A 20,765-nucleotide genomic window follows, 5' to 3' on the forward strand; every position below is an offset into this window, starting at 1 on the left:
ACGCGAGAAAGCGAAAAGGGGAACTCCTTAGCGGGAAAAACGGTTCCAACTCTAGCGCGACCCCTGTCCCTGAACTTCCCTGGAGGCATCACGGCTGCCAGACTGTCCCTCATGGCGTCGGACCCTGCGGCGGCGGCTGAGCACCCGACTCCCGTCCACACGGCCCTTGCCCGTGACGGTCAGCGTGGGCAGGCCCGCTCTGCGCCGCTGGAATGGACCTGTACAGTGGTCGTGTGACTCCCCCAGTTCCCGCTGACGACGACAGATCCAACAAGAAAGACAAAGCCTGGAAGGACATCTTTCTCAAAAGCGGCCTGCCACTGGAGCATTCGGTCGCCGGGGTCCTCAAACGCCTCGGTCTCATGGTGCAGGTCGAGTACAACTATGTCCGCCGGAACGAGCGGAATGAGGACGTGACCTTCTCCGTCGACCTGCGCGCCGTCCACCGCGACCACCGCGACCTTCTGCTGTCCGCGTTGGTCGAATGCAAATACTGCTCGCCCGGGACGCAATGGATCATGGTGCCCAACGAAGACGAAGCGCCGTTCAATCAGCACCGGCCCTCGTATTTTTATGGCATTGATCTGTTTGCCACGGAGAGCCTGTTCACCCTGAAGACCTATGACCTGTACCCGCAGGAGTTGATGGTGCACCGCGGCGTGCAGATCGCCAGATGGGGGAACGTGGCCCCCGGCACGGTCAGTGAAGCCGTCGCGCAGCTGCGGTACGCGGCGCTCGAACAGGACATCGAGTGGTCCGCCCAGCGGATCCGGGACGCGGAGCTGGCTGGCCCGGACGCCCCGCGCCTCCCGTACGCCAGTGTCTGCCTGATCGTCACGACGGCCGAGATCCGTGTCCTCAAGCCCATGCTGTCGCTCGAAGCGTTCCAGAAGGCCGAATCGGCCGACGATGTCACCGTGCCGCAGCCCTACGTCTTCCTGCACTCCCGCCCGGACGGCATCTTCGAGCGTCAGGCCGTTCGCCGGATCCATGACGTGCTCAGTGACCAGGCCCTGACGGCAGTGCACGGGCCGGAGTTGCTCGCGCGGGTGCGGGCCTCGTCCGCGGTGACGGACCTGAAGAACTACACGCTCGGCGCGTCCCGCCTCCATCCCGATGTCTTCATCGTCGTTCAATACGACGCCCTCGAATCGGTGATGGCCAAGATTCTGGCGGACGCCGAGCGGCTCTCCATGCACAATAAACACCTGACCTGGGACATCAGCAAGCGGAAGTGACGCCGCGCGGTCCCGCCCCCGGCCTGCCCCCACAGTTTGGCATCGTCTCGGTGGACGCCACGGCGTACGGAGCGTGCAGTTCGCCCGGCAGCGCAATCCTCACTGCCCACGACGGGCGTGGCCGATATGCTGCCCGTATGCTCCGTCAGATTCGCATCATGGCCACAGCGGCCCTCTGCTGGGCGGCTTCGGCCTCAGCGACGCCAGCCAGTGACGCCAAAGTCACGCTCAACGGCGTGATCGACGGCGCCCGCAGCGTCAAGATCTCCGGCACGACGTACCTCCTCGTCACCCACCGCCCCTACGCCGGTGGACGGCAGAAGGTGACGGTGCTGAAACCGTTCGCCGGGAAGTACACGACCCTGTGGACCTCACCCAGGGACTACGGCGGCGGGTACGGGGACAGCATCCTCGGCACCGACCTCACCGACCTCAACCGTGACGGCGTCCCGGAGGTGTACCTCGCCGACGTCAACGCCGGCAATGCCAGTGGCGTGGAGACGTACACCCTGGTGGACCTGGCTACGAAAGCCTCGTACACCGTCGAGGTCTGGTTCGCCACGAACGGCACACCGGGTCAGATTTCCATAGGGAAGTCCCTTGGAACCGCGAACGCCGCGTCCTTCCGGACGTACCTGGAAGCCAGGGTGGCGCGCAGCGAGGCACTGAAAGACACCCGGAATACCTTCGCGAAAGCCAGCGACGCGTGGTACGAGACGTACGGGACTTTCCTGAATCACGACACCTTCGACCCCGTGAAGATCACCCCCATCACCGCGAAGTACGGGTCCAAACTGTGCACGCTCGATTCAGGCAGTGTGCTCGGGAAAGCCACGTTGAACGGAGTGGAGTACCGCAGCGTCTTCAAGTTCGGGGTGATGGCCTTTCATGCCGCAACAAAAACGTGCGCGGTCATCCTGGCCACCCCTGGAGATTCCCCTGATCAACTCAAGGTCATCGGCGGCGAGCTGCACATCCCCCTGGGCTACACCGGGAGCTCGGCCATCTGGAATCCACAGAAGCAGACCCTCCGCTGGAAGTAAAGGGCCCCGCTTCCGTCGATCAACAGATGGCGGTTGCGCCGAGTGGACGCGCACGAGGACGGGCAGGGTCACACGCGCGCCCGTCCCCACCGGTTGACGTTCAGGTTTTCGAGCGGCGCTGGGCCGCGCGCGTGGCGTGCCGCTCTGCCCGTTCGCGCTTGGCTTGGTCCTTGGCCAGCCACTCGGCCGCGCGGAGGACGTCCTCATGCAGCTGGAATTTGGGCGCAGGTTGACCAGAACGCAGGAACACCACGTAGTTCTCACGGTTGGTCTGCCGGTGTCCCGCGTAGCAACTCTCATACCGGATGGCGTCGAATCCCGCCTCATAGGCCGCCTTTCCGATGTCATGCGTGGGCACGCGCACGACCTTGACCTGTCGGTGCGGGTCCGCCTTGGACTTGGCCAGCTCTTCCAGCTGCGCGCCGTACTCGACACGCCACTGACCGGTCAGTTCCGCCACGGTCGTCCCCAGGGCCTGTTGGTTCTCCCGGCGGGTCAGGTCAAGGACCCGCCGGACGTCCACGTCGACCGGCAGGATCGCGGTGGCCGGAATGACGTCCATGTGGAACTCATGCCGGTACTGCTGGTTCGCTTCGACCATCGCCAGGTCCGGGGTGACCGCCATGTACAGCGCCTCGGTCAGGCCGGGCGGGCCGTAGCGGTTGGCGGCCCTCAGGGCGCTCACACCACTGGTCAGGGACGAGAGGTATTGCAAGTTGACGGCACGGTAGAGCGTGCCCCGGAAGGTCTCCGGTGGGCACGCTTGAAGGGCCTCAGCGAGTTGGTCGGCGGGCAGCATCAGACCCCGGCGATGTTCATCAGGATGCTCAGGGCGTCTCGCCCCTTGTTCCGCTTCACCGCTTCGCGCGGCGTGATGTTGCCCAGCAGGGGATTGGACCGCTCCATCCAGGCCGTGGCGAGCTTCGGACTTCCCGTGATCCGCACCGCTTCACGCTGCAGGAACGTTTCGTCGATGGTTCCCAGCGCGGTCACCTTGGGCTTGCCCTTCGTCTGGATGCGCAGCCCAACGACACGCGACTTCTTGGAGGATCGTTTCAGTCTGGACATACTCAGTCTCCTTCGACAGAGTGTGACATACCGGGCTGCCGCGCATGGAAAGCCGCCTTTCATTGCTGGGGGGATGCGGGTGGGTGGGACAAACTGGCTCGGGCGTGAAGTGGGGCGTCTCGCGCTGTGCGGCGCAGCACACGAGGCTCCTCCCCACTCCGGTCAGGGGGCGGCGCGGCGCACTGCACGAGCCCCAGGGTCCGGGATGTCCTCGGGGCAGAGCTGCACGAACACCACGTCCAGCCAGTACTCCGCGTCGTCGACGCTCCGCCCGTCCGCAATCAGTTCGTCCCGCCACGCGGCCCAGACTTCGGCGCGGAGGTCCTCGTCGCAGCCCAGGCGGTCGGCGATCTCCGCGCGGGTCTGCACGTCCGGCCCATCCGCGTCCTCGCCCTGGTCAGCCCGCCACGCCGTGTCCAGCAGATCCGCGATTTCCACGGGGGTGAGGTCTCGCACGTCCATGGCCCGCACCATACGCTGTAGGCCTGCGCGTCATCCACGGGCGGGTCGCCGCGGTCGGCGTCCGGCACGGAGGCACAGCAGGACCGGAGTGCCTTGCCGTGGGGTTCGCGGCGGACTGTCACAGCGCTCGAGGGGGGTGTTCGCCTAAGATCCCGGCATGACTGACGCCCCCCGATCGGAACTCTGGCTGGTCCTTGAACGCAATCTGAACACGAACGATGAGCGGCCGTGTTCGGCGCCGCTCTCCTGGGAGATGGCCTACTCGGTGAAGGAGGAAGCTGAGCGGGCGGAACGGACCGAAGGGGGCCAGCACACGTACCAACTCGAGCGCGCCCGGGACTGAGGGCGTTCCCCGGTCCTGCTGTCCTGGAGGGGCCCTCGCGGGTGGTCGCGTTGTAGCCTCAATCGCCCGAAAACCCCCGTTAAGGTCACACGGGTGATCTGAAGAGTTCGCAGAATGGCCATACTGCGAACTTTTCTGCGGTTTTGCTGGTTTGCAGCGAGTTCTACTGGCGCTCAATGGGGAAAAGTTCGGGGTCAGATCGAAAGTACGAACTTCTCCCTCGCCCTCTGAACATTCTTGACTATCCGCGTCCATACCGACTGGAACGGCATCAAAGCTCTTAACGGGGGTTTTCGGGCGATCGAGGTTATAACGCGGTATTCCCCAGCGTCCACCGAAGGACTAATACGGACTCGGATTGAACGGCTTTATAAGCCATTCAATCCGAGCGGATGCGAGTAGGAGAGAAACGGATTCCGGACGTGGAGTTGGCAGATCGGTGGTGTTCCGATCTGCCAACGAAATAAACGGAATCCGTATCACTGGCATGAGCAGCGTACGGACGACCAGTCATTCGTTTGGCCGCGAGGGTGCCCGTCTCTCTCGTGCGATATTCGTCAGTCCACATCGAGAGTCTTGAACGGCCCCAGGAATTTGACGCCGTCCATATGCACCATATGACTGGGGTTCTCAGCAATCCACACTTCCGATTCCCAGGCGATCTCCTTCTTACGGAGCCAGATCCCGAACGTGTCTATGTCGAGGAACGCGGTCACGTACACCACGCCAGCCACGTTGCTCTGCTTGGCCAGCTGCTCCAACTTTAGTAGACGGGCGGGCGAGATAGGGCCGAAAGAATGGACGGCCTCGATGAAGTACAGCCAGTTCTTCTCGCTGGAGTAGGCCACCACGTCAGGCAGTTCCGTGTCACGCGAGATGACCGGGAAACCGAGCTCAGCGAAGGTGGTGTCGTCGCGGTAGAGGAAGCGTTCCGTTGCGCTGCCGACGTACAGCACCTTGGCGCCGTAGCCGTACCTGGGCAGGAACTCCGTGATGATCTGGACGATCAGCTCGTTGTGCGGCCCGGTACCAAGCACCGTATGGATCTGCTCGACCAGCTGTTCTGCATTCTCGATGACCGTGACCTTCTTCTGACCCAGCGGCTCCAGGCGATCCCGCAGCAGGGTGTGGGTGCGGGCGTAGGTTTCGACGGCATCTGACCACCCTGTCGTACCGTAAGCCGCCAGGAGCGCGGCGAATTCCGCATCAAGCGTGTAGCCACGGGTCGGATTGTTGGGGTCGGCCGCATCCTTTGACTTCATGACCACCCCGCCCAGGACGGGAAGCTCCAGATCTTTCCGGCGGATGTCGTCGTAGGACCCACGCGAGATGTTCTCGCCATAGTGCTCGTTGATGTACTCGATGATGTCTCGGGTTCGTAACTCGTAGCGGTGCGCCTTAGTCTTGGCCTTCTTGAAATCACCAACGGTCTTGATGTCACCGCAGGCCAGCACAGCCAAGGCGACCCGCTCCAGCCTCCGTCCGGTCAGGTATCCGAGCGGAATCCCGGCTGCATCCAGCACTTGGAGCATGGCGTTGATGGTCTGCTGAGCTTCCGGCGTCTTCGCCTTGAACTCCTTGTGGACCTTGGAGCGGTTCAGAAGTTGCGGCGTTTCAGAGGTCATGCCCCTGTTTTACTCAAATCAGCACCGGCTGTGGGGCGAAAAGCAGCGGCTGGGCTTCAGGCTTGGCTTGTAGTCCCTGTGGATCGTCAAGGTGTCGCCGGATGCTCTGCGCCAGGTGGAAGGCCAGCAAGGGCGGAACGGCGTTACCAATCTGGTTGTACCGCTCGGTCTCGTTGCCGATGAACTGGAAGTCGTCCGGGAAGCTCTGGAGTCGGGCAGCTTCCTGATGCAGGAGGCGACGACGACGACCGTCCGGCAGTCGGACTCGCATCATGTCCCCGGTCGCCCCTGCCAGATTCCGGCACGTCAAAGTGCGAGAAGGGCGGTCCAGGTGCAGGTCACGCGGAGTGACGCACTTGGATGCCGCCTCGTAGCGGGCAACGTAGCCGTCCATGCTGGCCGTGAGGAACTTGGACTCAGGCGGAGTCAGGAACGCCATGTCCTCGATGGCCGCGCCAGCAGTGACCTTATGAAGCTCAGGCTCCGGCCATTGAAACTTGCCACGGTGCCCGATCACGAATAGCCGCTCGCGGTTCTGGGGGACCCCATAGTTCACAGCGTTCAGCAGCTTCCACTCAACGGTGTAGCCAAGGTCGCGCAGCTGCTGAACGATCATGTCCAGGTACCAGTGATTCCGGTACATCAGCCCACGGACGTTCTCGAACATCAGCACCTGCGGTTGAACCTGCTTCACTGCGGCCAGGAAAGCCGGGAAGCCGTCACGAGGATCACCGAAACCCAGCTGCTTCCCACCTACGCTGAACGGTTGGCAAGGTGGCCCGCCAATCACGACCTGAGCCGCAGGGAAGTGCGTATCGGCATCCAGCGTGGCGGTGATGCACTCACCGTGCAGATTGGCGTTATAGGTGGCCGCCGCGGCCTTGTCCTTCTCGTATCCCAACGTCTGAAATCCTGCTGCTTCGAAACCGAGACCCAGACCACCAGCACCAGCGAACAAGTCCAACACCAGTGGATCATGTGGGGGCTGTGGGTGCATCAGGCTGTTGATGCGCTCCACGTAAGACGACATGAGCGACATCATAGTGACTTTGCGCTATCAGGAACCTGCCATTACATCCCGTCTCCATGCAGGGGGATCGCTACGCCTCGCCTGAGAGGTGTTCGCCGAGTTCCAGGTGGTCACTCCGCCAAGGCTTTCAGAAGCTTAAGAAGACGCATCCGCCGAAACCCTACCCTCTTCCGCTGAGTCGCCGGTGTCCATGACAACTGCGGCATCGGATCATCCGACACCTGAACATCTCGCCTGCCACCTATCATCCGGACACCCGGTTGGCTCACCCAATCACTGTCGATATCCAGGCAAAGCCGTCCCGCACATGCGGCATCGCGTTCGAGCCGGCAGGCATACGCTGAGCCGAAGACCAATTCAACGGAGGCGAGCATGGGAAAGATCCGGTTCCGGAAGACCATCAGCATCGGCGGATTGAGCTACCAGCGCACCCTGAGCAGTGGCCAGTCCAGACGCCCGCAGGGACAGGCGGCACCCCAACCCAGCCCCCCGGCGCGGCCTCGCGTGGTGGACCTGGGCACTGATTGTGCTTTTCGGCCTGAGCCTCCTGAACGGCCTCATGGCGCTGCTCGGTGGGTAAGGTCTAGATCTACCCCCAAGACGGAAGGCTTATACCATAAGCATTCACAGCTCAGAAACAGCACGATTCAGCCAATCAAACCATGAAATAGTATCCACTAGGTATGTGGTATTCTGAACCATGCAGCCATCTCTAAGGGTACTTGGTGTCGTACTGAACATCTTTATGGCGGGTCTTGGCTTCTTGTTCGCCCCTAAAGGTAAAAAGACCAGGGGAATCGCATGGTTTGGCGGTTGGCTTTTAGGAAACCTTGTTATTCCAGTATTGTTCAGTATGGAAGGCAACGGTTTTTCAATACTTTGGAATGTATTCACGAATATCGCCAGCGCGATTGACTTCTTCGGAATTACTAAAGTCCACCCGACAGGCTTTTCACGCAGAAAGTAAATTCCCAGAGGCAATAGCTCGGCCGTGCTTTCGGCGGGGATGAGGCTGTCGGACAAGTCGGATGACTGGCCGTCCACCAGAAACACGCCCAGGACATAGCTGCCTCCAGCTGAGCAAGAACGAGACAGGGCAGACGCGCACCACCCGGTACAGTGCAACCATGCTCCGGAAATTCATGCAGCTACTCGGCCGAGCCACGCTGGAACCGAGCGTACTCACTGCGACTGCCCAAGCGACCTTCGGCGAAGCCTACGCCGCAGACCTGCACGCGCTTCACGCTGGGTATCTCAAAGAAGAAGCGACCCTCAAGCGTGCCCAGGGAGTGCTGGCCCTCACCCGCGCGGTACACACCACTCGCCCGCTTCTGGGCGATCCGGACCGCCACCATCACCTCTGGGCAGCCATAGCGCGCCCTTCCATCGACTGGCGATACCAGGCAGCCCTGAGCGGTCAGTACGACCCGGCCCGCTGGTACGTTGATGCGTTCGACTTCGCCGCCGCCATGACCACCCTCCCGTCAATGTTCTCGAGCCGCGACACACCCGTCGCTGCGCAGTTGATCGACGTACTTACCGGACTCAACACGCGCGACGGCGCGGCAGGCGGCTATTTCGGACACACACCGTACTGGCCGCTGCATGACTACCCGTACTGGCGAGCCGTGGACCGCGAGTTCACCAGCGTACAGATGTACTGGCTGGCCCTACTGGCTGCCGACCAGACCAGCGCCCAGCTACACGCAGACCTCATGCAGTTGTTGCTGACCTCCGATTTGACGGAGGTAGACGCGTGGTCTCCTGTACAGCGCGACCGGGTGTTCAACACCGACTTGCCTGCCCTGACACAGGGGCTGGCCCTAGGCGCCCTATCGTTCAGCGCAGCAAAACCGCAGCATGCGAACAGCACGCGTGCCCGAGCCCTGCGCACCCTACTGAGCGCCCGAATCCCAGATGCTGAGTTCGCCTTCGCCGCTCTGATGCAGTCTCAAGGCATAAATCGCGCCGTGCCCCACCTCAAGGGTATGTTCCCGCTCGACCATCCCATACAAACGCTGCCCGACCAGCACTTCACTCTCCAAGTGCGGCTGGGCGCCGCCCTATCCAAACTCCTGTCACTGGTGGGGCTGGTGGACGACCTGCTCGAACTACCGCGTACGCAAGCGGTACTCAACGACCCCCGTGGCCTAGCGCCGCACCTCCTGCACGCCAGCCTGTAAAGAGGCAGGGCCATGAAGTCTGACCCTGGCAGGACGGGGTGCCGCCAGGGTCAATCTCCCCGACGCGTCAGCACCCACTCCGCCTCCATTCAGTCAATGGTGGCCCTCACCGCACCCCAACCGGAGCTTCTGTGACCCAACCCAGCCTAGAGGGGCAGTTCGAGCAGATCACGCGCTACCTCCCAGACAGCCTCTTCCTCGACAGCACCCGCTCCGAAAGCATCAACGCCATCGCTCTCACCGGAGGTCCCGACGACTTCACAGCCTTTGCGACCCGAATCGCTGCCCCCGTCGTGTTCGTCGAACGTTACACACTCACTGAAGATCACTTCGATCTCTTCGAGGACCCCAATTGGTCGCGCGACCCCACCCACACTGTCAGCCTCCTCGACGCGACCCAACTGCGACCCTTCCACCACCACCTGGGCGATGACTTCCTCATTACCCTCAGCGTCCCCCACGCCGGCATGCTGATTACCCTCGACCTTCAAGCCTTCTGGTGGGACTCCTTCACCGCCGCCCACGAGGGCGCCACCGAGCAGCACCGCACCCACGAAGCCACACAGGAACACGCGGTGCGCCAGCAGCGGCAGGAGCAACGCGACCGCGAACTCCTTCTCCTGCGCACCCTCCTCCCGGAAGACACGAAATTTCGACAGCTCGCCTGCGAAGCCCATCCCCGCATCACTGCCCTCCGGCAACAGGCCCAGGCCATCCTCCAGACGCAAATACAGGACGCCAGAATCAGCGCCGCCCATGACGAAACCGTGCGCGAGACGGCCGCTGCTATCAAAGCCGAAGTGCGCGCCGCCCGGCGCCGGTCATGACGTCACTGAACAGGAACCATCGGAGGAATATCTGCCTCCCCAGTGTCACACCTCCCTAGTCCGAGTGCGGAACTGGGTTACATCCGGCGCCCCAGTTGACTGATCCCGAACAGTTGCTCAAGTGACACGCGGCTCACCAGCGGTCGTTCATCAGGGTACTGAAAGACGGTAGGACCGGCCTCGATCATCGACTGTAGCGAGTCCTGCCGGAAGACCGGAAGCCAACGCTTCAGGACAGCCTCACTCATCAACCGCTTGAATAGCGGCAGCGGTTGACTCGCCCAGTAGGACCCCAGCACCGGGTACCACATCTGATACATGGGACCCAACGGCGTCCCACGGATGCCCTGAACAGTATTCGCACTGAGCAACACATCCGCCTGCACCAACTGCCAGAACGGCACACCCGCCAGCGTGGCGCGGGCCTTCATCCAGTCCGCCACGCCAGCCTGTGTCCGCCGCCCCGGCCGAGCTTCCATCTCTTCAGCGAACCACCCAGCGTCTCCCCACACGAACGCGAAGACCGTCGCCTCAATGTTGCCGTACCCACCGTCCTGCACGTAGGTGGTGTTCAACACTTCGCCCAGCAGGGCCGGCTGATCTTCCTGAATCAGGACGGCCACCACGTATAGCACCAGTTCAAGCACCGCCGCGCGGGTGTGTGCCGTAACTTCGGCTTGTACGCTCCATTCCTGCTCATGCCGCCTAGCAACGTGACCAAGTCGGGTGAACAGGTCGATCAGCATGACAGCCGTCAGCCGATCCTCGCGCACCAGAAAGCGGACAGTCTCGGTCAGGGCGTCACGCGCGGGGATCGTCCACTCCACCTGCCGCATCGCTTCCTGTCCGTCGTATTGCCGCGTGGCACTCAGTGGCGCGCTGAACCGCGCGAACACTCCCAACACAGCATCAACGAGCTCCTGCCATGGCGTCAGCGGGCCGCGCCCCCGTTCCACCGCCATCCGCACATTCTTGGCCTTGCTGTGCACCAGCGCGTCCGTCGGGTCCCCATCGAACAGATACTCCGGAGGTCGCCCCAGCGGCGCAGGCGGTTCGGGCCGGTCCCATAGGAACCGCAGCAGCCGTTCGTAGTTCGCGTCCTGCAGTTCGTCGGTGCTCATGTCGATATAGAGCCGCGTCGCAAACATGGTCGGCACGAACCCGGTGCCGCGCTCGTCAGTCTCGAAGGCGACCGCCACGAATTTGTTTGGCCCCTCGCCGATCTGCTGGTAGACACCGGGGCTCATGATCGTGCCCTCGGTTCCGCTCCCACCCTGCCGGCCGTCCACCTTCTGCTTGTACCGCTGGTCGCAGATGACCACGACTTTCTTCAGGTCCGGGCGGCTGGCGATCTGCTCCATGAACTGGAATGTGTCATCCCCGGCCTGAAGGTGGGTCTGGTCGAGGATGACGTCAACGCCGTCCCCGCGCAGGCGGTCGGCCAGCGCCCGGACACGGGCCTTGTGCGCCTCGGTGGTCCAGGCGTAACTGAAGAAGGTCAGGGGCGGCTCACGTGTCACACCGCCATGCTAGGCGACCTCCAACAGCTCAACCACCACAGTTGCGCCGGACGCGGAGGATACGCCGTGGTTCACGGGACGGTCCACACGTGGGTACGCGCAGGAGACGCGCAGGAGACGCGCAGGACCGGAGGGGTGTCACCGACGGCGCCTCCCCTGACTGGCCGGCTAGTTCAATCAGTACGGAGTCTCTGGCAAGCTGAAGCTGTACCTCAACCAGAGGGCTGAGTCGACGTGCTGCCTGTAGCCGGAGGACGTTGGGTCTCTTCATCGGCGGCCTCTTCCAGTAACTTCACTGCAGCGGAGAGGAACTCCTCATCACTTGGTGGCGTGAACTTCGGGCGCTTGGCCAGTACCGCGTCGATGAAGGGCGTGATCAGCTCACGGGCAAATCCGGAACGGTTAGGATCCGCATGCATTTTGCGGAGAGCTGAGGAAAGATCCTTCTTCTGCAAGGTGTCGACGACCTGATTGCATTCCTTCTGGTTGAGGAGCGCAATCTGAACTTCCTCGGCCAACACCTTTTCAAGGATGGCGATCATCTTTTTGGCATCGTCCTCAATCAGAACGTCCATCATGGCCTTTGACGCCTTCTGAGAGACGGTGCCAGCTGCAGCCCCACCCAGGAGGGCGCTCGCCCCGGCAAAGATTGCGCCAATTCCGAACCCGAGAACCGTGCCGCCACCCGGAAACAGGATGGTTCCGAGAGCCGCACCTGCGGCTGCGCCAGCCATTGCCCCTCCAGTTCCTCCAGCGACACTCGCGGTCGTCACCGTCAAGTTTTTAAAGAGCTGAGCGACAGATACCCGCCCCCGGAAGGCATTTACCACGTCCCCGGTGGAAAGCACAGCCACTGTGACAGCGCCAGTCACCACGTTCCCCCGCATCAGCTTGCTGAGGTGACTGTTCGCTGCGGCCCCTGAAAGGTTCTTCCCGGTTCCCTTGACAATGAACCGCACTGCTTTCGGACCTAGTTTCTTCACCACTGCGTCTGTCGTGGGCCGCAATCCCTTTTCCAGAGACGTCCGGCCTAACTGAGCAGCACCGACGCTGCTCAGCCAAGCTACGCCCCCCACACGGAGTCCAGCACTGGCTCCTTGCCGTACGGCCATCCCTGGTGAATCACCGTCGCAGACACTGAGGAACGTGGTGACCAGAGCACTCATACCGGCCGCTCCGGCGGCCAGCTTCACACCCCTGACAGAATCGTATTTGAGTCCTTCAATACTTCCGAACTTGGCAATCCGACGCGCTTGCGCGTAAGTGATGGTTCCCTTGCGGACAATTTTAGAAGCTTCAGCAGGATCCGTGACACCCGGAATTTTACCGTTCTGGATACGGTCCTTCATCGCTTGAACAGCGCTGTCGTACATATCCGCAGGAACCTCGATTTCCATTGGGCGGCCATCGGGAGTCAGGTAACGGAACCGGCCCTGATCATCGAAGCACTGCTGAATGCATTTCGAGCCGGAACTACAGTATTTCGATTGAATCCAGGTGCCGTTCACGATGCGGTCCGGCCCGTTCTTCGCGTTGTCGTCACCTACTACCCTGGCATCCTTCCCACTGAGTCGGTCAAGTTGATTGTTTCTTTGTTCGGCAGCGAATCCATGACCACGATCCCCACCGTTCTTGACGTTCTGCGCATAGTTCTTCGCACTGCCCGTCACACCAATGGCCCTTCCGGCCTCCTCTCCTTCCCTCTGTGGCCGGTGGGTCCAGCCTGTTCCTGGCGCGGGTGTGCCGTTCTGTGATTCTGTGTCCTGGTCGGAAAGAAGTGCTTTGGTACGGTCGTCGGAATTCTTTGGTTCGGTCATGAGTATGTTCTCCAGGGAAACTCAGCGCAGAGTGAGGACGGATGAGGAAGCGTGCCGGAGGGTGTTGAGATCGGAAAAATCCCTGGGCTGGCCCGGGGTCGTTAGACCCTGGCCGCCTGGGGATTCAGAGAGGACTACATACCATTGCCTCCGCTTCAGCGACCATCGTCTGATCAGCGCTGAGTGCGCTCGCCAGCTGCGCTTCTGTACCCGCAACCCGTTGTGATATGGCAGCTTTCATGCGGGCTGACCGACCCGTCAGGTCTTGATCCGGCGCCAGATCTGCCACTTTACCTTTGAGGCCCGCAAAGGCCGCGCGAGCTTCATTCACTGCCTGCACCTGTTCGTCCAGACGTGCCGGAATAAGCTTCAGCATGTTCACATGGCTCTGACCTTCCCTGGTCAGACTGACGAGCCCATAGCCGTACAGGTCGGCCTTGCGTTCATTGAACTGGAAGCAGTCCTTCTCCGTCGCAAGACGTTTCAGATCCCGAATCACCTCCCCCTTTCCGACCTGAACTGACTGGATATCGCCGAATGTCCGGGCGAGGGCGTTCAATGTGTCCTGCGCATTCGTCAGGACATCGTTGGCCTCCAATAGCGCTTCGTCATAGTCATTGAGTGCGTCATTCAGGCGTTGGGCAGCCTGAAGCCTCGCCGCCTCCGCCGCCCGCTGGACTGCTGCCTGCTCGGCCCGCTGCCTTGCCTCTGTAGCCAAAGTCTGTGAGCGCTGCGTGACGCTCGCCCGGAGCGTGGCTACCGCTGTGTTGAATTTAGGCAGGGTCGTCCGAGCGAGCGGGAACGCCGCAAAGCCCCCTTCAGCCCTGGGAACAGTCAGGGTCAGGGTGTCTTTGGTAAGGGTGCCGCTGAGAGCACTCGCCCCGAAGAACGCCAGTTTATTCTCCAGTACGAAGCTGTAGCTGGCACCATTCCGGGTACCACGAACCACGTTCGTGGTCACGTCAAATTGCGGACCTTCCGCACGGGCGGCGCCAGTCACGACCTGAAGCGAGCCGGTCAACTGGCCTCCTGCTTCCGTCCAGGTCAGCAGGAGGCTCGATGACGCGTTGTTGAACGAGAACACGTTCATGCCCGTTTGTGCAGAGGCCACGCCAACGGACAGCGAAGTGGCGAGGGCAAGGAAGGATGATCGGCGCATGCTTCAAAGTACGCCGGTCAATCTCACTCCGTCATCACGAATTGCCGCAGCGGTCGAGTGCCCCGACCAACTGCGGTCGGCAGGGCCATAATGCTGCTCAACCACATAATTTCCCGGAGGCTTCATGAGATACCCATACGCCCTACTGGCCCTGCTGATCATGGGCTCCTCAAGTGCACAGACTGCTATTCAGATCGCCATCGCCAACAAAATCACCTATACGGCCAGAACCGTCCCCTGTCAGCCGGTACCTGGTGCTGGCGATCTGAAAGGCGCCGTCTGCGGGGAGAGCAACGGTGACCCGGCCATGAGTACCACGCCCAATCCAGACTTCCCCATGGAATACCGGCAGTGGATCGAGATCGCACCGTCGACGTACTTCAACATCTGGAACTCCAGTGTCGCCAAGCACCCGGTGTACCTCTCCGTGAGTTCAAAACCGGGTTACGTTACGCAGGTGGCCGTAGCGTCGGCTGGAGCGACGCTTCCCGTCACTGTGACCCGACGGAGCGGTAGTTTGACGCCAGGCAATGAGGCGCGGGCTGCGGGGGCAACGCGCGGGGCAGGATATACCGATGCCAGATACGTCCAGAAATTTGCCGTCGTTCAGCAGACTGGAAAAATCGTGAAAGTGTCCCTCGGACAGCAGACCCTCGCCCTGACGCTTGGGCAGAAAGCTGCTCGGCTGAACGGAAGGTCCGTAACCCTCCAGGGAGCGCCCTTTCTCCTGAATGGGCAGGTGTATTACCCAGTCGGGCTGTTCAAGCTCCTGGGCTGCACGGTGACGCCATTGATGAGCGAAGCTCGCGTGGCGAACGCCATGGACGTCACGTGCTTGGTGGGCAATCAGCGACGAAACGGCATGGTCGAGAACTGGATGTTCTAGGGCTCCGGCCAGTACGGCGGCACTGGAAGGACACATTGCTACATATGTTGGCTTGAACTTGAAGGCGTTCAGGAATGTGAAACGGAGTTCCCTGAATTCGGAGCCTCTGAGTCGACCTCCATTGCACGTATCCTCACCTGCTGCACGCCGCGCACGCCGCGCAGGCCGCGCGGATCACCGTCAGCGACCTGCACGCCCCCGGCACGCAGGACTGGAACGGCGCGAGCGTCTGGCTGGAATTCGACGAGCCCCGCACGGTCGCCGGCACCCTGTTCGAAGGCGCGCTCGTCTTCCGCGTTCCCGTCGGCGACGTGCACGTGATCATTCCCATCCTGATGGGCGCCAGCCAGGAGTGGCCCCTGCCACTCGTCGTCAAGGGCTCCCTCCTGGCCGTCCTGCCCGAGTTGACCGGCAGCGACCCCGCCGAAGCCGCCCGGCGCGCCATCCTGAACGCCCTCACGCACCTCCCGCCGCTCACCGACCCGCCCCGGCAGCACGAGGCCAACCCCACGCTGCTCGCCCGCCTCGAACGCCACCTGAAGCGCGTCAAGGCCGCCGCGCCCGCCACGAGCGCCGCCCTCCCGCACCTGTTCCTGAAGAAACGCGCCGCCTGGGACGCCCGCACCTTCGTCCCCGGCCTCCTGACCGCCGCCCTGCTCCAGGACCGCGACGGCCTGGACGAACGGAGCGCCATCATCAGCGCATACGAAGTCGGCGTCCTGACCGCGTGGCGGTACGCCAAGCACGTCGTGCGCATCGACGAGGACGTCCTGGCCCGCCTGCGCCGCGCCCGCCCCCTCACCCGCCTCCCGGCCGAACTGCCCGGCCTGCGCGGCCACGCCACGTACATCCCCGTTCCCGGCGGCCTGACGCACCCCTCCCAGACGGGCTTCTTCGCCGCGATCGACACCACCCAGGGAAGGCCGTGGCTCACACTCCTGATCGAGAACCGCGCGTACGGCGATCACGTCCTCGCGCCCGTCAGTCTCCCCCTGGGCGGCGACGTGGCCGAACAGATCCGCCTGATGGCCCAGACCGGCGCGACCAACTTCGCGGAAGAAGACGCCGCCCGCGTGGCCCGCGACCTGGGCTTCGCCCTGCTGTGCGTCACGTACCTCGGGAGCGAGAAGACGCAGCTGCTCGGCCCCGGCACGCCCCGCCCCGTCACGCCCCGGCGCGGCAAGGGCGGCAAGGAAGAACTCAGCGAATCCGGCGCCGCCACCGTCTGGGAAGCGGGCGTCGACACCGGCAACGTCCTGCGCGCGTACCACGCCCGGAAGGCCCAGGGAGACGCCGACCCGGGCAGCCCGGCCGCCCCGGTCAGCACGGGCCGCCGCATGCCACCGCACCTGCGCGAACCGCACCTGCACGGCTACTGGACCGGCCCCGGCCGCACCCGCTACGAACTACGTTTCCTGGACTTCGTGGCGGTCAACATGGACGGCGAAGGCCCCGAAGCGCCCGTCCGACTCGATTAAGCGGACCGAACCCACGACGTGAAAGAAAACCTGGGCTGAGCGCCCACAGGAGCCCCATGAGCGACTTCAACCCCACCCCCGGGCACATCAACGTGATCACCGCCGAGAACATCGAAGCGGCCCGGCAGCACCTCCCCCCCGATCAGGCCGAAGTGCTGATGATCGGCTGCAAGACCTGGGCCATCACCTGCGAGGACGGTCAGCGCGGCCAGATGACCCGATGGCCTGACCGGCGCGGCGCCATCAATCTGGGCGGCAACCTCAGCATCTGGGGCGACTGGTCGTACTCCGGCGTCCTGCACACCGACGGCGACTTCAGCGACTTCGACAAGCACGGCCAGCCGGTCTGAGCCACCCCGCCCCCTGAAACCAGGGCCAGCGCGGCCCGTCAGTCGCAGGCGCGGCCGTCCCCGTCCCGGTAGGGCACTGGGCCCAACACGGCGGGCGGCCGCGCTCCCCCCACCCGACCAGACACCCAGGGAAGCAAGGGACGCTTCCCTGGGCCGGCAGGCAGGTATGCAACACATCATTCAATCGATCCGTTCCCTTCAGCGCCAGGCCGACGAGTACGCCGGAATGGGCCTGGATTTCCCCACGTCCGGCGTGGGCGCCCTTCAGGACCAGTTGCGCTTCCTCCTGGCGGACGCCGAGCAGCAGGCCGGGCAGGTGAACGACGCGCAGAGCGTCCCCGAGTGCCAGACCTGCGCTCAGCCCTACGGTCCCGACCCGGCCGGGAGTCCCGGCGTGCTGGTCCACCTGACCGCCGACGGCGACGTCGACCACGACCGCGACCGCGATCACGTCCCCCTGCCCGCCGAGGAGTGACGCCCGGTCACCGGGCGCGTCCCCGCTCAGCACCGACCGGATGGAGGAACATACGGCATGGATGCTTATCATGGGTGCGCTGTCTGGAACGCCGTCGGCCTCGTCACGGCCATCGAGACGCGGCAGCCGCACCTCAAGGGCTTGAAGTTCGACGCGACCGACACGGCCGCGCGGGCCACCCGCTACGCGAATGCCCAGGCGACCGGAGAGGTTGATCTGAGCCTCACGCAGAACCTCGCCACCTACGGGGCGGTCATCGAACTGGATGTTCCCGAACGCGAATGGTTTTCGCGGGGCGAACACTACGCGGGCACCCTGGACGCTGTGGAGCGGCCGTTCAGCATCACCGAGGCCCGCGTTGTGCGCGTCACCGTCAAACCCGTCGATGCTGGGCGCAACGACAGCACCCACCGGGACGTCGCTCAGTTACGGGCACTGCTGGGCGACCGGCTCGTGCTGCTCGCTCCCTGAAGGCCACGCCACCGCCCCCCACTGGCGCGCGAAAGTCTTGCGCACCTACGCTGTACACAGGAGGCGAGCGTATGTCCAGGTCCATTTCAGCGCACTTCACGCCCGAACAGCGGGACTTCCTCGAGGTCGTCACCGACTCCTGGCGGCACGTGTTTCTGCGCGCGACCGCCGGGGCGGGCAAGACCACCACCCTGACCGAGGCCGCGTGGCAGCTGGAGACGCAGGGCGTGTACTTCGCGTACAACAAACACGCCGTCTCGGACCTCCAGTCGCGCCTGCCCCCCCGCGTGCGGGCCCTGACGCTGCACGCACACGGCCACCGCCTGCTGCGAGACCGGGCCGGCGCGACCTTCCGCGTGCACAGTGATAAGGCGCAGGACGTGGCGCGACAGCTGGATTTCCGGAAGAAATGGGAGGCGCCCGCCGCACGCGCCTGGACGATCGCCCGCGAGGAACGACTGGGCCTCCTCACCGAAAAACAGGCCCAGTGGCTCGCGACCCGCGCACAGTGGCCCGGCGTGCCCGAAGACCTGATCGAATGGATTCCGGAGTTCCATATTTGCGGCCACAACATGTGGTTCTCGGAAGGCCGGGCGGACTTCACCGACCTGCTGTGGCTGCCGCTCACCGCCGGGTACGGGTACGGCACCCTCCCCCTGGCCCTGGTGGACGAAGCGCAGGACCTCACGCCCCTGCGGCAGGCGTACGTCCTGCACCTGCTGGGCCTGGGAACAGGCATCAACCTGTCCGGACTGAGAGACCCCAGGGACCGACCTCCCAGCAACCCGGACCGCACCGGGCGCCTGATCTTCGTCGGGGACAGCGACCAGTCGATCTACACCTGGGCCGGGGCGGATCCCATGGCCCTGTCGCGCCTCAAAGAGCAGGTCGGCGCCCTGGAACTCCCCCTGAGCGTGTCCTTCCGCTGCCCCCGCGAAGTCATCCGCTACGCGCGGGCGCACTCGGACTTCATCCGGCCCGCCACCGGCGCCGCGCCCGGCACGATTGAACACATCAGCGCCGAGACGGCCACCTACGCGCGCGGGGACGTGGTGCTGTGCCGCACCAACGCCCCCCTGATCCGGCAGGCACTCACCCTGATGAAAGCCGGGTTGAGTGTCGCCGTGACCGGCCGGGACCTCGCCCAGCAGCTGCGGGAGAGCGTCAGCGCCGCCTTCCCCGCCGCTTTCCGGAACGACGACGTCACCGAACTCGTGAAGGCGCACCTCGCGCCACGCACCGAGCCCCTCAAGCTCCGCCTCGCGGCCGGAGACGACGCCGCCCGCCGCCCCCTGACTGAGTTGCAGGACCTGGGCCGCTGCCTGCGGTACCTCGCGTGGGTGGTGTCCAGACCGTCCGGGGAGGCCACGCCCGCCGATGTCCTGTACCTGCTCGCCCAGGTCTGCCGGGACGACGCGGACGCCGACGTGCTGCTCGCGTCCGTGCACCGCGCCAAAGGCAAGGAATGGCCCCGCGTGACCATCCTGTACCCAGAATTGATGCCCATGAGCCAGGGCGACCCGGACGAGGAACGCGCCGTGCAGTTCGTCGCCGTCACCCGCGCGCAGCAGGTCCTCCGGTTCGCGTACGGCAAGGACGCCTGGACCGCGAGGCAGTTCGTGCAGCCCGGCACCCTGCCCGACCCGGAACCGCAGGCCGACGTGGAACAGCAGCCCAGCCCGGAACAGCAGTCCAGCCCGGAAGACCTGCCCAGCCCAGTGGCCCTGCCCAGCCCGGAGTCGGCCACGCCGGAACGCCGCACGCGGTCCAGACGCGCCCGTCCCAGTGCCCCGCCCGGGGCGGCCTCCCCGACGCTGCCCCCACCGCCGGACGTGGCGCCCGTCACCGACCGGCGGCGCCTGTGGCCGCTGTACGGCGGGACCACCCCCATGCCGCTGGAACTGGTGCGTGAGCGGCTGACGGCGCTGGCCGACGAGGAACGCACGCTGCTGCGCACCTGGGCGCACGAAGGGCTGGAACTCCTGCAGGACGTCACGGCCGCCTACGTGACGGTGCACGAAGCGAACCTCAGCCTGTTCGAACAGGCGGCCCGGCAGGCGCGACTGGCCATCCCAGCGCTGTTCGGGAAGGGCGTGCCCGTGTGCGTGTTCGAAGGGCCGCTGCTGCGCGTCCGGCTGGCCCGCAAGGTCCGCCTCACCAAACGCGCCGTGCGGGTGGCACTCGGCGACGTGGAACTGCGCTTCGACCGGGAAAGCGGGGAACTGCTGGATGGGGCGGAGCCGCTCGCGCCGTTCATCCGCCCGGCGGAACTCCGCACGCTCCAGCGGGACGTGGCCTGAAGGTCCGGCCACATCGGCGGACGCGGGCCTACGGCGCAGTTCCCCCAACAGCACGAACCTTTGGAGGATTGCGCCCTGCGCACTGCGGCCGCCGGGCGGCTGCCCCCCGCTCCAGTTCTCCGCAGCGGCCCGCCCCAGCATGAATCTTTGGAGGATTTGCCCCTCCGGAACATGAATCTTTGGCGGATTGAGCACGAACCTTTGGAGGATTTGCCCCTGCGGAACACGAATCTTTGGCGGATCGGGCACGAATCTTTGGCGAATTGAATCCGCCGCAGCACGAATCTTTGGCGCACCGGACACGAATCTTTGGAGGACCGGGCACGAACCTTTGGAGGGTCCAGGCGGCCGCAGCACGAACCTTTGGAGGACTGGGCACGAACCTTTGGAGGATTCGCCCCTCCGGAGCACGAACCTTTGGAGGACCAGGCACGAACCTTTGGGGGATTCGCCGAAAATCGCCGTCCAGGACGCAGGCGGCGCGCCTCCC

The 20,765-nt window shown here is 64.0% G+C and carries 21 protein-coding genes; 12 read left to right on the forward strand and 9 right to left on the reverse strand.

The features are described 5' to 3' along the window. Window positions 1–111: 111 nt before the first annotated feature. The 3 genes from IEY70_RS21325 to IEY70_RS15545 all read left to right on the forward strand — a co-directional run bounded on the left by IEY70_RS21325 (window position 112) and on the right by IEY70_RS15545 (window position 2,281). Complete coding sequence (locus IEY70_RS21325; protein ID WP_268243920.1) at window positions 112–237, forward strand: hypothetical protein; 126 nt, start codon at window positions 112–114, stop codon at window positions 235–237. Then, a complete protein-coding gene (locus tag IEY70_RS15540) occupies window positions 234–1,238 on the forward strand; it encodes a hypothetical protein (RefSeq protein WP_189065941.1) in 1,005 nt (334 codons plus the stop codon). The genes IEY70_RS21325 and IEY70_RS15540 overlap by 4 nt, the downstream gene beginning before the upstream one ends. A gap of 137 nt (window positions 1,239–1,375) precedes the next feature. Next, on the forward strand, window positions 1,376–2,281 hold the full coding sequence (locus tag IEY70_RS15545; protein WP_189065942.1) for a hypothetical protein: 906 nt from the start codon (window positions 1,376–1,378) through the stop codon (window positions 2,279–2,281). Window positions 2,282–2,381: 100 nt separating this feature from the next. Here the strand turns inward: IEY70_RS15545 and IEY70_RS15550 are convergent, their stop codons facing one another. From IEY70_RS15550 to IEY70_RS15560, 3 genes are all read right to left on the reverse strand, one after another. Continuing rightward, window positions 2,382–3,080: an RES family NAD+ phosphorylase gene (locus IEY70_RS15550; RefSeq protein ID WP_268243921.1), complete on the reverse strand. Its 699-nt coding sequence runs from the start codon at window positions 3,078–3,080 to the stop codon at window positions 2,382–2,384. Further along, entirely contained in the window at window positions 3,080–3,349 is a 270-nt protein-coding gene (locus tag IEY70_RS15555; RefSeq protein WP_189065944.1) for an antitoxin Xre/MbcA/ParS toxin-binding domain-containing protein, read from the reverse strand. Before IEY70_RS15555 ends, IEY70_RS15550 begins: the two co-directional genes overlap by 1 nt. A gap of 162 nt (window positions 3,350–3,511) precedes the next feature. Further along, window positions 3,512–3,811, reverse strand: coding sequence for a hypothetical protein (locus IEY70_RS15560; protein WP_189065945.1), 300 nt, complete (start codon window positions 3,809–3,811; stop codon window positions 3,512–3,514). A 157-nt stretch (window positions 3,812–3,968) separates the two neighbouring features. Here IEY70_RS15560 and IEY70_RS15565 point away from each other — a divergent pair, with 157 nt between their 5' ends. After that, the gene (locus IEY70_RS15565) at window positions 3,969–4,154 is read left to right on the forward strand and encodes a hypothetical protein (RefSeq protein WP_189065946.1); all 186 of its coding nucleotides are present in this window, start codon (window positions 3,969–3,971) and stop codon (window positions 4,152–4,154) included. A 557-nt stretch (window positions 4,155–4,711) separates the two neighbouring features. Here IEY70_RS15565 and IEY70_RS15570 read toward each other — a convergent pair. From IEY70_RS15570 to IEY70_RS15580, 3 genes are all read right to left on the reverse strand, one after another. Further along, window positions 4,712–5,779: a BsuBI/PstI family type II restriction endonuclease gene (locus IEY70_RS15570; RefSeq protein ID WP_189065947.1), complete on the reverse strand. Its 1,068-nt coding sequence runs from the start codon at window positions 5,777–5,779 to the stop codon at window positions 4,712–4,714. 13 nt (window positions 5,780–5,792) lie between these two features. Next, window positions 5,793–6,809 carry a DNA cytosine methyltransferase gene (locus IEY70_RS15575; RefSeq protein ID WP_229777974.1) on the reverse strand — a complete coding sequence of 339 codons (1,017 nt, stop codon included), beginning with the start codon at window positions 6,807–6,809 and terminating at the stop codon, window positions 5,793–5,795. 624 nt (window positions 6,810–7,433) lie between these two features. Next, the gene (locus tag IEY70_RS15580) at window positions 7,434–7,862 is read right to left on the reverse strand and encodes a hypothetical protein (protein WP_189065949.1); all 429 of its coding nucleotides are present in this window, start codon (window positions 7,860–7,862) and stop codon (window positions 7,434–7,436) included. Window positions 7,863–7,936: 74 nt separating this feature from the next. On the opposite strand from IEY70_RS15580, the gene IEY70_RS15585 reads away from it, so the two are divergent. Together IEY70_RS15585 and IEY70_RS15590 are read left to right on the forward strand one after the other, a co-directional pair. Continuing rightward, the gene (locus IEY70_RS15585; protein WP_189065950.1) at window positions 7,937–8,992 is read left to right on the forward strand and encodes a hypothetical protein; all 1,056 of its coding nucleotides are present in this window, start codon (window positions 7,937–7,939) and stop codon (window positions 8,990–8,992) included. 131 nt (window positions 8,993–9,123) lie between these two features. Further along, entirely contained in the window at window positions 9,124–9,819 is a 696-nt protein-coding gene (locus tag IEY70_RS15590) for a hypothetical protein (protein WP_189065951.1), read from the forward strand. A 77-nt stretch (window positions 9,820–9,896) separates the two neighbouring features. On the opposite strand, the gene IEY70_RS15595 is transcribed toward IEY70_RS15590, so the two are convergent. From IEY70_RS15595 to IEY70_RS15605, 3 genes are all read right to left on the reverse strand, one after another. Next, the gene (locus IEY70_RS15595) at window positions 9,897–11,339 is read right to left on the reverse strand and encodes a toll/interleukin-1 receptor domain-containing protein (RefSeq protein ID WP_189065952.1); all 1,443 of its coding nucleotides are present in this window, start codon (window positions 11,337–11,339) and stop codon (window positions 9,897–9,899) included. 212 nt (window positions 11,340–11,551) lie between these two features. Further along, a complete protein-coding gene (locus IEY70_RS15600; protein ID WP_189065953.1) occupies window positions 11,552–13,156 on the reverse strand; it encodes a YeeR family protein in 1,605 nt (534 codons plus the stop codon). Window positions 13,157–13,280: 124 nt separating this feature from the next. Continuing rightward, a complete protein-coding gene (locus IEY70_RS15605) occupies window positions 13,281–14,315 on the reverse strand; it encodes a hypothetical protein (protein ID WP_189065954.1) in 1,035 nt (344 codons plus the stop codon). 124 nt (window positions 14,316–14,439) lie between these two features. Between IEY70_RS15605 and IEY70_RS15610 the strand changes: the two genes are divergently transcribed. The 6 genes from IEY70_RS15610 to IEY70_RS15635 all read left to right on the forward strand — a co-directional run bounded on the left by IEY70_RS15610 (window position 14,440) and on the right by IEY70_RS15635 (window position 20,275). Continuing rightward, the gene (locus IEY70_RS15610; protein ID WP_189065955.1) at window positions 14,440–15,201 is read left to right on the forward strand and encodes a stalk domain-containing protein; all 762 of its coding nucleotides are present in this window, start codon (window positions 14,440–14,442) and stop codon (window positions 15,199–15,201) included. Window positions 15,202–15,518: 317 nt separating this feature from the next. Further along, window positions 15,519–16,679: an AcrVA2 family anti-CRISPR protein gene (locus IEY70_RS15615; protein ID WP_189065956.1), complete on the forward strand. Its 1,161-nt coding sequence runs from the start codon at window positions 15,519–15,521 to the stop codon at window positions 16,677–16,679. Window positions 16,680–16,735: 56 nt separating this feature from the next. Further along, window positions 16,736–17,029 carry a hypothetical protein gene (locus IEY70_RS15620; RefSeq protein WP_189065957.1) on the forward strand — a complete coding sequence of 98 codons (294 nt, stop codon included), beginning with the start codon at window positions 16,736–16,738 and terminating at the stop codon, window positions 17,027–17,029. Window positions 17,030–17,195: 166 nt separating this feature from the next. Continuing rightward, a complete protein-coding gene (locus IEY70_RS15625) occupies window positions 17,196–17,504 on the forward strand; it encodes a hypothetical protein (RefSeq protein WP_189065958.1) in 309 nt (102 codons plus the stop codon). Between the two features lie 57 nt (window positions 17,505–17,561). After that, window positions 17,562–17,975: a hypothetical protein gene (locus IEY70_RS15630; RefSeq protein ID WP_189065959.1), complete on the forward strand. Its 414-nt coding sequence runs from the start codon at window positions 17,562–17,564 to the stop codon at window positions 17,973–17,975. Between the two features lie 71 nt (window positions 17,976–18,046). Further along, window positions 18,047–20,275 (forward strand): UvrD-helicase domain-containing protein, encoded by a 2,229-nt coding sequence (locus IEY70_RS15635; protein ID WP_189065960.1) that lies wholly within the window; start codon window positions 18,047–18,049, stop codon window positions 20,273–20,275. The last annotated feature ends 490 nt before the right edge of the window (window positions 20,276–20,765 follow it).

The organism is Deinococcus seoulensis, from assembly GCF_014648115.1.
In the GTDB taxonomy this organism is placed as follows: Bacteria; Deinococcota; Deinococci; order Deinococcales; family Deinococcaceae; genus Deinococcus; species Deinococcus seoulensis.